Below are 15785 nucleotides of genomic sequence, written 5' to 3'. Positions count from 1 at the left end.
AAAACTTCTCTGCAGCATCAATTATATATTTTTTATCAGTGTTATCATGTATGTACTTTATTTTTATAATAGCTTTTTCACTTTTTATTTTACCTAAAGATTTTATCGCATAACTTATCACTTGTGAGTTCTCGTCCCCAAGAGCTCTTAGTAATGCACCTTCTGCTCTAATGTCTCCTATTTTTCCCATGGCTGAAACTGCCATTCTTCGTACATTTATGAATTTATAAACAGAGGCTTTAATTAAAATATCTATACAAGATATTTCTTTTAATTCCCCTAAAATCCAAACTGCCGCCTCTTTGTCTTTTGGCATCATATCAGTGTAACTAGTTTTTATTAACCCCACTAGTTTATTTTTATTATCCTCTAGGAGTGAATTTAGGAAATAAATTTTATCTTCTTTCCCGGCCTTAGCAATACTCATAAAAAGTTCAGAAGGATCATTACTTTTAGCTAAAAATCTATATTTTATCTTACCACCAATTATGTGTTTTTGCACAATAGAATTTTCCAAATTTCTAATTTTACATATAGATTCCATACTTTTACCCTCTAGGAACAAAAAATAAGATATTTCTTCTTCAGAATATTGACTAGCACACTGCCAGTCAATGTTAATCAATCCCTTTTTCAAAAGTCTCTCACCCTACCTTGTAGCTATTTTTTACCATTTTCACACAATATCTCTGAAATAATTTTAATACCTTCTTCTATTTCTGGTTTCCTAATTTCCGAGAAACTTAGTCTGAAATAACTGTTACCTTGTTCAGCATTTTTATAAAACAATACCCCTGGAGTAATTAAAACGCCTCTATTCTTACAGCTATAAAACAGTTGCATCGAATTTATTTTAAATTTATCGGTAACCTTAAAGTAGAAATATATTCCTCCCTCTGGAGTATAATATGTAACCATATTGTAAAAATACTTCTCTATACAATCCAGCATAAATTTATACTTGTTTTTATATGCCATATTAAGATATGTCATATGTTCTCTCCAAAGATTTCTATTTATATATAAATCTAAAGCTCGCTGCATAAGACTTGATGTTGATATATCTGTGTTCATCTTTGAATTCTGAATCTGCTCTTTATATATTTCTGGTGATATCATATATCCAAGTCTTATTCCTGGAAGAAACAGCTTAGAAAAACTCTTTATATAAATAACTCTATCATTTACGTCTAAGCTCTTAAAACTCTGATATTTCTTATCATCATATATTAACTCTGATAAATAATCATCTTCAACAATATAAAAATTGTATGATTCTGCAAGTTCTAATATTTTCATTTTTTTCCTAAGACTATACGTCGCCCCGGTAGGATTTTGAAAATAACTCATGGCGTAAAAACATTTTATTCTATTTTTTTTTAGTATTTCTTCAAATTCGTATAAATCTATACCATCTTCTAGAATAGCAGCTTCGAATATATTAGCCCTTCTCCACTTAAAAACAGTTAGAGCACCACTATAAGTTGGTTTTTCTACAATTACATTATCATGAACATTTATTATAGACTTTGACACTATATCAATGCCTTGCTGTGCACCTGAAATAATTAATATATCTTCAGTACTTACCTTACTATCCCAAAAAAATTTACTTATACAATTTCTCAGACCTTCATATCCTAGCGATTCCTTGTAAGCAAACGCCTGTGCACCATCTCTATCTAATACTTCATTTAATACATCTTTAAATACCGTTACAGGAAAAAATTCACTGCTGGTGATTTCGCCAGTGAAATCTACATATTTTTCAAGTTGTTCTCCAGATATTTTTTTTAATGTATTCGAATATTCTTTTCTAAATCTTAAATTAGTCTCTCTTTTTTTTGCGTAAGTTCCACTGCCCATCTTTTGATATGCATACCCTTCTGCTTCAAGCTTTTTATAAGCTTTTACTACTGTAACCTCATTAACCATGAGTATTTTTGATAATTTCCTTATGGATGGTAATTTTTCACCATCCTCAATGTTATTTTCATCAATCATTTTTTTTATATGCTTTGAAATATCTATGTATTTTGAAAATTCCGGGTTAAATTCAAGTTCATACTTTTGCATATTGCCCCCTTTTCACCTCGAAAATATTATATAAAGTAAACATTTTGCTTAAATAAAATCTTATCATTGTCCATCTTGAAATCTCTAGTTTCCTTTTTAATAATATCTCCTTCCCAAAGTTTGCTAAGAAGTTCTTCCATATCTATATCAAAATTCACAAATAAGTCTTCTGCCATAATTTCTTCGGAACTTAAAAATTCGTCTTTTTCTCTCATATAATTTAAAAGTAAGCTACAATTATTTTTCAAACTTATATTTATACTTTGTTCTAGAAATGTCATAGTTTCCTTAATTGCCTCTTCTATATTTGAGTTTTCAAAAAACAATTTATCGACACATTGTTTAAACTCGTCATTTAAATTTAAAGCCATAGCCATAACATCCTTACTAATCATATATCCTGCTGAGTTTATATATAGTCTTGAATATTTCTCTATACATCTTATAGCAGTACTGTAGGCCGTATATATACCATTGCTCCATAAATACTTTTTACATACACCCATATCTTTTAATAGTTTACCTAAAAAATACATTCCCCATCGTTCACGATCAGCATCAGGGAAAAACCTACCACCGTCAAATCTTACAGTTATATCCATGTCTTTCGAAAACACTAGTCTTGAAGAAGAGAAAATTCTATGCATATATCCACCCTTAAGGTTGTCAGAATAAATTTGTATAAATTGCTCCTTACCCATGAGTTTAATATGTACAGGAACACCATTTTCTTCTGTATGTATATTCCTAATTTCATCTGTGTTTTGCTTAACAATTACGAAAAGATCAATATCTGATTCTTCCCATAAATCACCTGTTACCATACTTCCAAAAACCATTACGGATAGAACAGCTTCATCAATTTTTATTCTATCTACTACACTATTAAATGCTTTTTGATATTGTAAAATAGTTTTAGTCATTCCAATCGCCCCCAAATTTTTATTTCTTTATCCACGATTATAACATAATTCTTTAGAATATAAAATAAAGAGAATCAAGTTATAATAAACCTGTTCTCTTTATTAGTATTTAACTATTTACAATCACACTTTGATAATTTAAGCAAATTATCAATTTTACATTTTAATACCTTAATTAAATCACCAGATATATCATCTACACTATCCGTTAAATCTAGCGCCTGTTTTATGTTTGAAGTATTACCAAAATTAGTACTTGCAATATTACTTGCAGTATTCGAGAAATTATTCGATGCAAATGATAGAACAGTTAAAGTATCTATTAATGGTCTCACATCATTTTCAAAATATGCCCTTCCCCTAAAATCTAATTGTAATCTATCTAATTCAAATCTTAAAATATTCATATTTAAAACCTTATCTGCCAATGCATTAATACTACAACCATCAGTTGAACCAGTTGAACCAGTTACTCCCGCTGTTCCAGGTATTGTCTGATCTGCAGCCGCGCCTAAAGGGAGGTTCTTTAATTGCTCATTGATAATATCTAGGATTCTTTTTTCACTGTATTTATTCACATCATCTTGCGCTGATTTTTTATCCGCTTTGTTCCCATTTCCTGAATTTGGTTTTCCCTCTTTCATATCTACTCCTAAATCCTAAGATAAATGCTATAGACTTATTGAACATCTTATATAATTATATATTCATTTAGTAACTTTTATTACACATATGAAGATTTTTTTCCACAAATAATAACAGTTCAGGCTACACTAAGATATATTTTTCACACTTATTGTAAACTTCATCATCCCCTTGGACTGACATAACTGTTCCCTCTTCATTATATTCTTCCGATTCCACATTTGATCCCCTATGCAAGTACGCCACCATTGCTTGATCAGTATATGGAATAAGCACTTTAAAACTTTTAAGAGTATATGGTAGATCATTACAAACTTCTTTTAATAACTCTTCCAAATTAGTACCAACTTTAGCCGATATCTCTATAGCCTTTATGTTTTTATACTTTTCTTTAATCATTAAAATGTTTTCTTCTGAGGCTTTATCAATTTTATTTAAAAGAAGTATCATTGGCTTATCAAATGCGTTTAGTTCTACTAAAACTCCATGCACCGCCTCTATCTGTAGCTCAGCATTGCTAGAAGATACGTCTACTACATGCATTAACAAATCTGAATACACCACTTCTTCAAGTGTTGATTTAAAAGCTTCAACCAAATCATGAGGAAGCTTTCTTATGAATCCTACAGTATCAGTTACTGCTGCTACTCTATTATCTGGTAATAATAATGCTCTTGTTGTTACGTCTAATGTTGCAAAGAGCATATCCGCTTCAAACACTTTATCCTTTTGTACAACATTTTTCAGTGCTGATACCTCACACAATTTGTTTCTAAGTGTTGATTTCCCAGAATTAGTATATCCAACTAGAGATACTTTTGAAACGCTTTCCCTACTTCTTCTTTCCCTTTGAACCCCTCTTATGTTTCTTATTTTTTCCAATTCTTTATTTAAATCGAAAATGCCATCTCTTATTCGTCTTTTATCAATTTCTAATTTTTTCTCTCCAGGACCCTTTGTTCCAATTCCCGCACCTGTTCGTGATAACATTGTTCCAAGCCCAGTTAACCTTGGTAACCTATATTTTAATTGTGCAAGTTCAACTTGAATTTTCGCTTCCCTAGTTTTTGCTCTTCGCGCAAATATCTCCAGTATTAGTGTAGTTCGATCTATAACCTTACATCCAAGAACTTCCTCTAAATTTCTAACTTGTGAACCTGATAATTCATCATCGAAAATAACTAGATTTGCTCTTAGTGCTTGCCTTATAATGCCGATTTCTTCCGCTTTACCGCTACCTATGTATAGAGCTGGATCTATTTTGTGCTTTTTTTGAAGTATCGCATCTACTGTTTGTACATTACAGGCCTGTGCAAGTTCTCTAAGTTCTATTAGATCCTCTTCACTTTCTATTCCTACTAAGACAGCTCTTTCTACATCATCTTCAAGAATTTCATGTGTTTTCATCAATTTTTCCGTATATTTAATTTTACCGATTATATCATATTCCATTATTTCGTTTATATTTAGAGGTCCTATCTCTTCTTCCATTAAAATATTATTTTCTATTCCACAAAAACCCACATTATACTTTAAACTTTGATTTTCTTTTATTCCAATAGCTACAATACAATCTAACTTTAATTTTAAAAGTGCAGACATATCCAGTGCTGATAATCTAGAATTCCCATTTGGATGAGTGTGTATTATTTTCACTCCAGATAATCTTCCTTCTCTTATATCAATTATAGGAAGTTCCACTGTACTACTGTCGCCAATAGCAACACTTATTATGTTTCCCTTTCTATCAATTGCAGCACTGACTTCCCTATCTAAATCTTTTGTTACCTGTACTAATACATCTACTAATTCTTCAGATAAGATACAATCTTTAGAAAGTCTTATCTCACAGGCATCTTCTAATTTATTTAAAATTGAGTTCTTAACTCCGCTAATATTTCCATATATCATCTTAAATCACTCCATTCTATAATATTTCGATTGATTTTCTTATACTTATACTTGACAACCTTCATATAATTTTATACCATTGAACCATTATTGTAAATATAATTAGAGGGTGGGATTAACATTGGAAGATAAAAAAATAAATATTCTTATATCTAAAGAACAAATTGATGAAAGAATCCAGCAACTTGGTGCTGAGATTTCAAAAGATTATTACGGAAAAAATTTATATGTTCTATCATTATTAAGAGGTAGTTTTATATATACTGCGGACCTTGTACGTCAAATCACGGTGCCAACTAAAATAGGATTTATGACAACTTCAAGCTATGGTAATGGTGAGGAGTCTTGTGGTTCAATAAACGTTGTAAATGACGTACCTGATAATATCGAAGGTTTTGATGTATTAATAGTGGATGATATTGTTGATACTGGTATAACTATGGATTGTGTTATGTCACGGGCTCGTTCTTTAGGAGCTGCTTCAGTTAAATCATGTGTTCTTTTAAATAAACCTCTACGAAGAAAAATTAATATAACCCCTGATTATTGCTGTTTTGAAATTCCAGATTTATTCGTAGTTGGATATGGTTTAAATTATGGAGATTATTATAGAAACATTCCATATGTATTTAATTGGGAAGAATAATAAAAATAAAGTACGTTCAAGCGTACTTTATTTTTATTTTAATCACTACTACTATTCCCTAAATTAAAACCCGTACCCTTTAAATCTAACTGAATTGCAGTATTAGGTATTTTCCCTACTATAATAGTTTCAGCAATTGGTATTTCGTGAGACACTTCTACAGTATTGCTCTTCAAGGGAATAATTACTCTAATCGTAGTCTTTACTTTAACATAAATTTTATGTCTCGTTTGGTTTATACCTGCACTTTCGAACTCTGAAGAGTATTTGGTTTCGACATGTCCTATAGGCTGCATTTTTACTGTTATATTCGGCCCATAATAAGATAGAATATTATTTCTCGTTATATAACCTATTGGAAGTTTAATTCCTACTACACCTATTTCCTTCAATTTTTCTTGGGATTCTAAAGCCACATCACTGGCTATTTTATTCATTTTTAGAGTATCTGCTTTAAGCATTACAATATTACCTTCTAAGTCTTTATCCACTCTTATAATCTCGTCGTAGTTAAATTGTTTCGAATACTGGTTTATAATTGCTCTATTAACAATCTCTGTAGCTTTTGATCTCATTTCTGCATCCGCTACTACCATCACTGTTGGCATTACAGTTTTATCAAATATATAAATGAAAACAGTAAAATTTATCATTATTATGAATATAATTAATAATATTCTATATTTAATTTTATTTTTAATATTTATCATCCCCATTTAAAGTTATATTTTATTATATGTACCACTTTTAAAGTAAAGAATTAAATAGAATACCTAATTCAATATTTTATATGTTATAATATTAAAAGCTAATCTTAGTTAAATAATGTGAAATTATATGATAAATTTAACAATAAATAAATATTATATGCTTCAGAAGCATATAAGGAGGAGACTTAATGAATAATAATAAAACTACTCAGAAGAAAAAAAAGGTAAATGGGTGGAAAATATTTAGAACCATTATTTTTACTATTTTTTTTATGACATTAATAATCAGTGTAGCTGTGGGTGGAGTAGTCCTAGCTATGGTAAAAACGGCTCCTAGCTTAGATATTAATGAATTTTTAAAATTAGATTCACCATCAATAATATTAGATGACAAAGGCAAAAAAATTGATGAATATATTACATCAGAAAGAAGAGTTAATATATCTATTGATGATGTTCCAACCACTCTTAGCGATGCTTTTATAAGTATCGAAGATTTCAGGTTTTACGATCACCCTGGCATCGATGTAAAAAGACTTGGTGGTGCTATATTAAATGATATAAAAATAAAAATAACGGGTAGTAACCAAAGTCTCCAAGGGGCTTCTACTATAACCCAGCAATTAGTAAAATATAGAATGTTTTTAGAAGATTCTATGAAAAACAGAACTAGCATAAAACGGAAAGTCCAAGAAATAACGCTATCCCTCCAACTAGAAAAAGTTTTGAGCAAAAAACAAATTTTAGAAACTTATCTAAATACTATTTTTTTAGGAGGAAGAGCACATGGAATAGAAGCTGCTTCACAGCAATATTTTGGTGTATCAATAAAAGATTTATCCTTAAAACAATATGCTTTTATTGCTAGTGCTGCACAAAATCCTAGCCTTTCATATACTTTGACATCAAAGGCTTATAAGGATAAAGAGGTGTTCACATCAAATAGAACAAATGCTGTTCTTGCAAATATGTATAAGTACGAGAAAATCAATAAAGAAGAATTAGATTTAGCTTTGGCTGAAGAATTAAAGTTCAGTTTTCCAACAACAGATGCAAATAAAATGAACTATGAGTACTTCTCTAGACCTGCAATTACTCGAGTTACAGAAGATTTAATGAAACAGTATAGTATTAGCAGAGAAGAAGCCCAATCAAGACTTATGTATGATGGCTTACAAATTCACACAACTATGAATAGCAAAATGCAGAATGCATCCCAGAAACTAATTGATGAAGCTATAAACTCAAATATAAACAACAACCCAGAACTCCAAGCCTCTACCGTTATAGTAGATTATCGTACAGGTGAAGTCAAAACTATTATAGGTGGACGTAGCGGTCAGGGTCCTATGACCCACAATAGAGCAGCCTCTAATAGTTTCTTAAAGGCTCCTGGATCAACGATTAAGCCATTAACTGTATATGGACCAGCTATTGATACAAAAATAGCTACTGCTTCTACCATTATTGAAGATTCACCTTTACCTAAAGCGCTTCAGATAAAATATAAAGGTCCTAACGGTTTATATAACCCCACAAATTCGCCGAACATAAATAGAGGGTACACCACTCTACGAGATAATTTAAAATTCTCTATTAATGTGGCAGCGGTGAAACTTGTGGATAAGATTGATATAAAAACTAGCGTATCATATGGTAAAAAATTTGGACTTCAACTAGATGATGCTGATACAGGAAGTATTTCTGCTATGGCACTTGGTCAATTAGATGGAGGTAAATATGTCGGTACAAATCCTCTCACCATGGCATCAGCGTATGGCGTTTTTGGCAACAACGGAATGCGGAATGCTCCAAGATTATACACTGAGGTAATTGATAGTTCTGGCAAAGTATTACTCCAGACAAAATATAACCCAAAGCCTGTTATATCTGCTCAAAGTGCTTATATAATGTATGATTTATTAAAGGGACCTGTACAAGGTGGAACTGGAACAAGGGCTCCTTTTGGTGACATGCCTGTTGCAGGTAAAACTGGTACTTCTTCTGATTCAAAAAACTTATGGTTTGTTGGATTAACTCCGTATTACTCTGCGGCTGTTTGGATTGGAACAGATACAGGATATAATTCAATTAATGGGATTGGTAGTAACGGCGCAGCGGCAGTATGGTCAAAAATTATGAAGTCTGCCCATACCTCACTACCAGTAATAGAGATAGAAAGGCCCTCTGGTATATCATCCTATTCTGTTTCAAAGGATTCAGGAAATATACCTTCAGATTTAACTAATAAAGACCCTAGAGGAAACAGAATTTATTCTGAACTATTTATTAATGGAACTCAACCAAAAACATTTGATACCATTCATGTTCAGGCTAAAGTTATAAAAGATCCTACTACTGGAAAATACGTACTACCATCAGAATTTTCGCCCCCTGAAAACATTGAAACAAGAGTTTTTATAACGAGAAACTATAAACCTACAGTAACGTTATTAGACGCTAAATATTTATTGCCAACCGCGGTTGATACCTTTTCAAAAGAAAATGTAATTCCACCGGTAGTTGATCCTTCAGTAATCGATCCTCCAGTAATCGATCCTCCAGTAATCGATCCTCCAGTAGTCGATCCTCCAATAGTGGATCCTCCAATAGTGGAAGATGGAAACAATGATAATCCAGGTAATGGAAAACCTAAAAACAAAATTAATACTCATTAACAAAATAAAAACTACTATCAAATACAAATTGTATTTGATAGTAGTTTTTTTACCCTTTAGATTTAGGATTAAATATTAGTGCCATAACATAACCAAAGAAAATTGCTGCAGTAATACCCCCAGCAGTTCCCTTTATTCCGCCGGTAAATGCCCCTATAAGGCCTACATCGTCTACTTCCTTCATTACACTTTCTGCTAAACTATGTCCAAACCCTGTCAGAGGTATGGTCGCTCCTGCCTTCCCATATTCTATCACCACATCATATATATTAAATGCGCCTAATACTACTCCGGCAGTTACAAATAAAACTAATATTCGTGCTGGAGTTAATTTAGTGGTGTCCATTAGTATTTGACCTATTACACAAATTATACCTCCAACTATAAAAGCCATTATGTAATCATTCATTTACGCACCACCAAATTCGATTGAGACGGCATGTGCAATACCCGGTATTGTTTCGCCCTGTAGTGACGAGGTAGGACTAAGAAGAGCTCCTGTGGATACTAACAGTACTTTTTTAAATTTACCCTTTAACATATTCTTGTATAGGTAACCTGTTGCAACTACTGCAGAACACCCACAACCACTACCTCCAGCATTCGTTGCCTGTTTTTGCGCATCAAAAATTTGTTCTCCACAATCAATATAATGACCTTTCATGTCATACTTATACTCTAAAAGCAATTCTTCTGTAAATTGTCTTCCTAATATCCCCAAATCCCCCGTAGCAATAATATCGTAATAGGATGGTTTCCTACCAGTGTCCATAAAATGTTGTTTAATTGTGTCTACAGCGGCTGGCGCCATAGAAATCCCCATATTATTTACGTCAGTTATTCCATAATCTTTAACTTTTCCAATTGTAACATGAGTAATATATGGAAAAACACCTTTTTTTCCTAAAACCATTGCTCCTGAACCTGTAACTGTCCATTGAGATGTTGGAGATCTCTGACTTCCCATTTCAAGCGGTAGTCTATATTGTCTTTCAGCAGCGGAGAAATGCGATGATGTAGCCGCTACAACGTAATTAGCAAAGCCACCTTCCATTATCATTGCTCCCACAGCTAAAGACTCTGCCATTGTTGAACATGCTCCATATAACCCCAGGAATGGAATGTCTAAATCTCTAGCTGCAAAAGTTGAAGAGAATAATTGATTTAGTAAATCTCCAGCAAGTAAATAATTTATGTCAGTTTCTTTTAGTTTTGCTTTTTTTATACTCTCTGATACTGAAGTATATATAAGGCTTGTTTCAGCTTTTTCAAAACTATCTTTTCCATTAAGATCATCATCTAAAATCTTATCAAAATACTTTGCTAGCGGTCCTTGACCTTCCTTTGGACCAACTATATTATAAGTACTTATAATTCTTGGTTTACTCTCAATTTCTACTGTCTGAGCACCGATCCTTCTACCCATTTTAAATCACCACCTAAAAAAATAATATAAAATTCCTAATATTACAGATGAGCCAATACCATAAACCAAAACCGGGCCTGCAATACTAAACATTTTAGCAGCTACACCAAAAATAAATCCTTCTTTTTTGAATTCCATCGCTGGTGCAACAATTGAGTTTGCAAAACCAGTAATAGGAACAACAGACCCTGCTCCTGCGAAATCACCTAGCTTATCGTATACCCCTACTCCAGTAAGTATTGCACCTAAAAATATCATAACTATGGATACATACGTCCCCAGTTCATCTTCAGGTATTCCCCTATTCGTGAAAAAGTCCCTTACAAATTGACCTATTACACATATCGTTCCTCCTACCCAAAAGGCATTAAAGCAGTGTAAAGCCAAATTAGGCTTAGGTATTTTATTAGAATTAAGGTTATCGAATTTTTTTCTTATGGTTTTTTCTTCTACCTTCATGAAATCTCCTCCCTACAATTCTCTAAAACAAATATAGCGTCTATGTTATTGTTAACATTAATATTATTTTTAGTCAAAAAAAATAAGATAAATTAAAAGATAAACAACCTCAACCTTAAACATTGAAGTTGTTTATCTTAAATTCATCTTAGCCACTTAACTTTTCCTTCATTATTTTCAAAACTTTCTTTTCTATTCTTGATACCTGCACTTGACTAATTCCCATCATTTTTGCCACTTGAATCTGTGTATTATCTTTAAAATATCTCAGCATAATTATTTGCCTTGATTTTGAATCAAGTTTACTAAGGGCTTCCTTAAGGGCTATTTTATCTAAAACTTCATTATCTTCTTCATATTTTTCACTTAATTTGTCTATTAGTAGAACTGGCGCACCATCCTCTTGATGTATTGTATCAAACAAATATTGCATGTTACTAGCGGATTCAAGTGCATATACTATATCCTCTTTTTGTACTCCTGAAAAAACTGATAATTCTTCGATAGTAGGGTCTCTACCCAATTCTTTCGTAAGCGTATCTTTATCATAATGTAATTTCCGCGCAGTATTTTTAACACTTCTACTTACTTTTATAATTCCGTCATCCCTAAGAAATCTTTTGATTTCTCCTATTATCATAGGCACGGCATATGTAGAAAATTTCACATTATATTTAGTATCAAAGTTTTTAATCGCTTTTACAAGCCCAATACACCCAATTTGAAATATATCATCATACTCATATCCTCTATTAAGAAACTTTTTACTTATTGATGCAGCTAAAGGTAAATTCATTTCTACTAACCTATCTAGTGCACCTGGTTCTCCAATTTTAACCATTTCTATAAGATGTACATTATCATCGTAATTATAATTATTTTTTTTAACTATTTTTTGATCCATAATATTCCACCTAACTTAAAGGAGTAAATAGTTTTTTCATGATTATACTTGTTCCCCTACCTTTATCTGACTTTACTTCTAAGCTATCCATAAAGCTATCCATTACAGTGAACCCCATACCTGACCTCTCTAAATCTGGGCGTGATGTGTACAACGGTTGAAGCGCAAGCTCAAGATTATCAATCCCTTTTCCTGTGTCGCAGACTATCACAGTTAATTCATTTCCATCAATAATAGCTTCGATAGTGATCATTTGCTCTTCACTATCATATCCATGAATAATTGCATTAGTAACTGCTTCTGATACTGCTGTTTTAATATCGTTAATTTCCTCAATTGTAGGATCTAATTGTGTAGCAAATGCCGCTACCGCTACTCTTGCAAATCCTTCATTCTGGGATTTACTTAAAAATTCAATTTTAATGTTATTGTGACACATTTTAATCCCCCCACTAAATATTCTTTATAGCTTGTTCAACATCATCGTATGACATTATAATCTTAAACATTCCTGACAATTCGAACACTCTTTTTACCGAAGATTTAATATTAGTTACACATACTTCTCCATTTCTCATGTGTAATTTTCTGTATCTTCCTATAACTACCCCAATACCAGAACTGTCCATGAAGGATACACCATTAAAATCCATAATTAGTTTATTAAATCTATCCCTGTCTAAACGATCATCGATAATATTCCTCACTTCTTCCGAGCTATGATGATCTAATTCTCCCGACATGTAAACTATCAATTTATCTTGGCTATTCTCAAAATTTAAATGCATTTTCTTCCCCCTAATTAATTTAAAATTAAATAATTTTTAAATACGCTCTAAATATTATTTCTATTCTCTATATTCTACAAAATACATAATTTCCCTTCTTTTTTTGTAATATTTATTCTTTTTTTTATATTATCCCCATTTTTACATCTTTTCATACAATAATAATTATAATAAGCAAAAGCAGGTACATTGGAGTTGGAACAATCTTCACTATCTTCTTTATAAATTATTTAATTACAATTATTATTCAGTAGATTATTTTTTAAAAAAAATAACATTTGTTGCGTAAAAACAACAAATGTTTAAAATACAGTCTATTAAAACTCATTAATAGTGGCGTAATATAATGTTTTAAATGGCATTTATACTTTTTTGCATTTATGCAACGCGTTTCATTTTTACAACAGTTATTGCACTAAATATCTTTACTTTCTTAGTTTTAATACTAAAACCTTGGCTTTTCCTTTTAAAACTACTTCTTGCTGTTCATTTAGACAAAACGTATCAAGTACAAGAATTTTCTTGTTTTCATTTATTTCAGTAATAATAACCCTCGCTGTAATTGTGTCACCAATTCTTACAGGTTTTAAAAATTCTAAGCTTTGTTCTAAATATATGTTTCCTCCCCCTGGTAATTTAGTTCCAAGCAGTGCAGAAATTAGTCCACCAACTAATTGTCCATGAACTATTCTACCTTTAAAAAAAGACCTTTTAGCTTTTTCCTCATCCATATGCACAAAATTATAGTCTCCTGTAATCTGTGCATAAAGTTCTACTTCAGTCGCTGTAAATTTCTTTACATACTCGTCGCTTTGACCTACATGAAAATCTTTAATGTTTGGCATATAATTCCTCCATTATAAAAAAATCTAGCGTTACTATCAAATATGATTAAATCATTCCATTTATATTAAGTGAACACCATCTAACTAATTCGCTCATTATTAACATGCCATCCCAAGGAGAATCATACAAATTCATATATCCAATTTTTACAACTCTATCTACCCCTAAAGCTGTTATTCTATCTGTAAAATCCAAAGTTTTTTTAAAATCTTTTGAGGCAATTCCGATAGTTTGTATATTTTTAGTAATCATTGAGAATACTTCCGATATATCCTTCACCTGCTTTAAAAATATAGTTCGCCCTGTAATTGGCTCCTCAAGTTTTAATTCATTATCAATTAGTATCGTATATTGAAGTCCCCTACTTGTGTAACTCCGCTTATCTAAACACAGTAAGTATTCCCCTCTTTTATTAATTATTTTTGCAGCTACAGCCTCTTCCAAATCTATATTAGTATATCTTTTAATTATTTTTTCAAATTTCAGACTTAACATTTGCGCTATTTTTTCTGTGGATAGCTTGCTTTTCTCTAAAAATAATACCTGAGGTGAAGAACATGCCTTTTGATCAAATGAGACTATATCTGTGATCAAATTTTCTAGGTACTCTTCGAAATCATCACTTTCAATTGCTGATCTATCAAAAACTGCAAAAGAATACTTAGGTCCAAAGATTAAATCCTTACACGTAGCTTTTTTAGGTAAAAGAGATATAGCCTCTACGGCTATTTTACCACCCCAAATTATTCGCGCATCAGCTTTTAAAGACATTTGAGAATTATGATGTACATCTTCACTTTTAAAATAAACAAAGGCAATATTTTTCAATATAACCTTGGAAGAATACGTATTTCCATGATACACAATTACAATATCATCCAAAAGTTTCAGTAATTCGTATACTATACTAACACTTCCCTTAGAGACACGGAAGATATTTGCATTCTTACATAAGATACTCTGTAGTACAGAATATATTCCAAGTGTAGGTACATTACTAGCCATCCAGTGGCAAACTATACCCTTTGGTTGTGCTTTAATATATTTCCCATCCTCTATCTGTACAAAATTATTTAGGTACTCGATATTACCTAAGTTAAGCTTTAACTGTTTTTCCATATTTACTTTCTTCAAATAAAAACTTAAAAAGGGAACCCCTTCCATTTTCAACATTTCTCTGTTTGCTCTGATTTTCTTACTATATTCATCTATAATAAGTATTATAACTTCTATAGGAAATTCATAAAGCTCGGAAAGCCTCTCGTTTAAGCAGGTATCTATTTTATCAAAATCTTCAAATGACGCTCCATTTTCAAAGAATTCACCGTTTAATCCATAACAATTTATCATCTTCCAAACTCCTTTTCCGCAAAGGTATCTCCGCATCCTCTAATTTCAGCCTTGTCCACTCGAGATTTAAATCTAAAATACTTACCGCATCTACCACAAGGACAATCATCTACACCTATTAATTGACCAATATCCTCAGTTAGAATAGCTTGTGATGGATAACTAGAGCCCAATATACTCATAACCTCTATAAGCCCTGATTCACCAACCTTCACTTCTTCTAAAGACTGTATATCCCTTATAATTACCTCTGCAAAATTTGGTACATGTTTATGTCCATACTCACAATCAACAAAAACTACTCCTACCTGTTCCACCAATCCATAAAAATCCATAACGTTGGATGAACTTGTGTTAAATATATTTGCTACGGTCTCTGAAAATTCTTTTTTTTCTACCTTTTGGGAAACAAGTTTTTTCCAT

At 31.7% G+C, this 15785-nt stretch carries 17 protein-coding genes; 2 read left to right on the top strand and 15 right to left on the bottom strand.

Translation table 11 applies throughout. The features are described 5' to 3' along the window. The 5 genes from ACJAX4_RS14700 to hflX all read right to left on the bottom strand — a co-directional run. A partial coding sequence (locus ACJAX4_RS14700; protein WP_435790209.1) for a HEAT repeat domain-containing protein occupies positions 1 to 637 on the bottom strand: 637 nt, incomplete at its 3' end. Between the two features lie 23 nt (positions 638 to 660). Next, complete coding sequence (locus ACJAX4_RS14695) at positions 661 to 2076, bottom strand: PLP-dependent aminotransferase family protein (protein WP_435790208.1); 1416 nt, start codon at positions 2074 to 2076, stop codon at positions 661 to 663. Between the two features lie 26 nt (positions 2077 to 2102). Next, positions 2103 to 2999 (bottom strand): nucleotidyltransferase domain-containing protein, encoded by an 897-nt coding sequence (locus tag ACJAX4_RS14690; RefSeq protein ID WP_435790207.1) that lies wholly within the window; start codon positions 2997 to 2999, stop codon positions 2103 to 2105. A 113-nt stretch (positions 3000 to 3112) separates the two neighbouring features. Beyond that, positions 3113 to 3643, bottom strand: coding sequence for a hypothetical protein (locus ACJAX4_RS14685; protein ID WP_435790206.1), 531 nt, complete (start codon positions 3641 to 3643; stop codon positions 3113 to 3115). Between the two features lie 124 nt (positions 3644 to 3767). Then, on the bottom strand, positions 3768 to 5555 hold the full coding sequence (gene hflX / locus ACJAX4_RS14680) for a GTPase HflX (protein WP_435790205.1): 1788 nt from the start codon (positions 5553 to 5555) through the stop codon (positions 3768 to 3770). A 121-nt stretch (positions 5556 to 5676) separates the two neighbouring features. Here hflX and hpt point away from each other — a divergent pair, with 121 nt between their 5' ends. Further along, positions 5677 to 6201, top strand: coding sequence for a hypoxanthine phosphoribosyltransferase (hpt, locus tag ACJAX4_RS14675; RefSeq protein ID WP_435790204.1), 525 nt, complete (start codon positions 5677 to 5679; stop codon positions 6199 to 6201). Positions 6202 to 6239: 38 nt separating this feature from the next. Here the strand turns inward: hpt and yunB are convergent, their stop codons facing one another. Next, positions 6240 to 6911, bottom strand: coding sequence for a sporulation protein YunB (yunB, locus tag ACJAX4_RS14670; protein ID WP_435790203.1), 672 nt, complete (start codon positions 6909 to 6911; stop codon positions 6240 to 6242). Between the two features lie 188 nt (positions 6912 to 7099). On the opposite strand from yunB, the gene ACJAX4_RS14665 reads away from it, so the two are divergent. Further along, on the top strand, positions 7100 to 9589 hold the full coding sequence (locus ACJAX4_RS14665) for a transglycosylase domain-containing protein (protein ID WP_435790202.1): 2490 nt from the start codon (positions 7100 to 7102) through the stop codon (positions 9587 to 9589). 49 nt (positions 9590 to 9638) lie between these two features. Here the strand turns inward: ACJAX4_RS14665 and spoVAE are convergent, their stop codons facing one another. From spoVAE to ACJAX4_RS14620, 9 genes are all read right to left on the bottom strand, one after another. Next, positions 9639 to 9998 carry a stage V sporulation protein AE gene (spoVAE, locus tag ACJAX4_RS14660; protein ID WP_435790201.1) on the bottom strand — a complete coding sequence of 120 codons (360 nt, stop codon included), beginning with the start codon at positions 9996 to 9998 and terminating at the stop codon, positions 9639 to 9641. Beyond that, positions 9999 to 11015: a stage V sporulation protein AD gene (gene spoVAD / locus ACJAX4_RS14655; protein ID WP_435790200.1), complete on the bottom strand. Its 1017-nt coding sequence runs from the start codon at positions 11013 to 11015 to the stop codon at positions 9999 to 10001. Positions 11016 to 11021: 6 nt separating this feature from the next. Beyond that, positions 11022 to 11474 (bottom strand): stage V sporulation protein AC, encoded by a 453-nt coding sequence (gene spoVAC, locus ACJAX4_RS14650; RefSeq protein WP_435790199.1) that lies wholly within the window; start codon positions 11472 to 11474, stop codon positions 11022 to 11024. 148 nt (positions 11475 to 11622) lie between these two features. Next, positions 11623 to 12378 carry an RNA polymerase sporulation sigma factor SigF gene (gene sigF, locus ACJAX4_RS14645; RefSeq protein ID WP_435790198.1) on the bottom strand — a complete coding sequence of 252 codons (756 nt, stop codon included), beginning with the start codon at positions 12376 to 12378 and terminating at the stop codon, positions 11623 to 11625. Between the two features lie 10 nt (positions 12379 to 12388). Then, the gene (gene spoIIAB / locus ACJAX4_RS14640; protein ID WP_435790197.1) at positions 12389 to 12817 is read right to left on the bottom strand and encodes an anti-sigma F factor; all 429 of its coding nucleotides are present in this window, start codon (positions 12815 to 12817) and stop codon (positions 12389 to 12391) included. A 13-nt stretch (positions 12818 to 12830) separates the two neighbouring features. Then, positions 12831 to 13166 carry an anti-sigma F factor antagonist gene (gene spoIIAA / locus ACJAX4_RS14635; RefSeq protein ID WP_435790196.1) on the bottom strand — a complete coding sequence of 112 codons (336 nt, stop codon included), beginning with the start codon at positions 13164 to 13166 and terminating at the stop codon, positions 12831 to 12833. Between the two features lie 425 nt (positions 13167 to 13591). Further along, complete coding sequence (locus tag ACJAX4_RS14630) at positions 13592 to 14011, bottom strand: MaoC family dehydratase (protein WP_435790195.1); 420 nt, start codon at positions 14009 to 14011, stop codon at positions 13592 to 13594. A gap of 46 nt (positions 14012 to 14057) precedes the next feature. Next, positions 14058 to 15362 (bottom strand): acyl-CoA reductase, encoded by a 1305-nt coding sequence (locus ACJAX4_RS14625; RefSeq protein WP_435790194.1) that lies wholly within the window; start codon positions 15360 to 15362, stop codon positions 14058 to 14060. Continuing rightward, positions 15359 to 15785: acyl-protein synthetase-related protein (locus ACJAX4_RS14620; RefSeq protein ID WP_435790193.1), on the bottom strand; the 427-nt coding region annotated here is incomplete at its 5' end. The genes ACJAX4_RS14620 and ACJAX4_RS14625, both read right to left, overlap by 4 nt.

This window comes from Clostridium sp. (assembly GCF_051278035.1).
Classification (GTDB): Bacteria; Bacillota; Clostridia; order Clostridiales; family Clostridiaceae; genus Clostridium_AD.
This window is presented reverse-complemented; position numbering and strand designations above follow the sequence as displayed.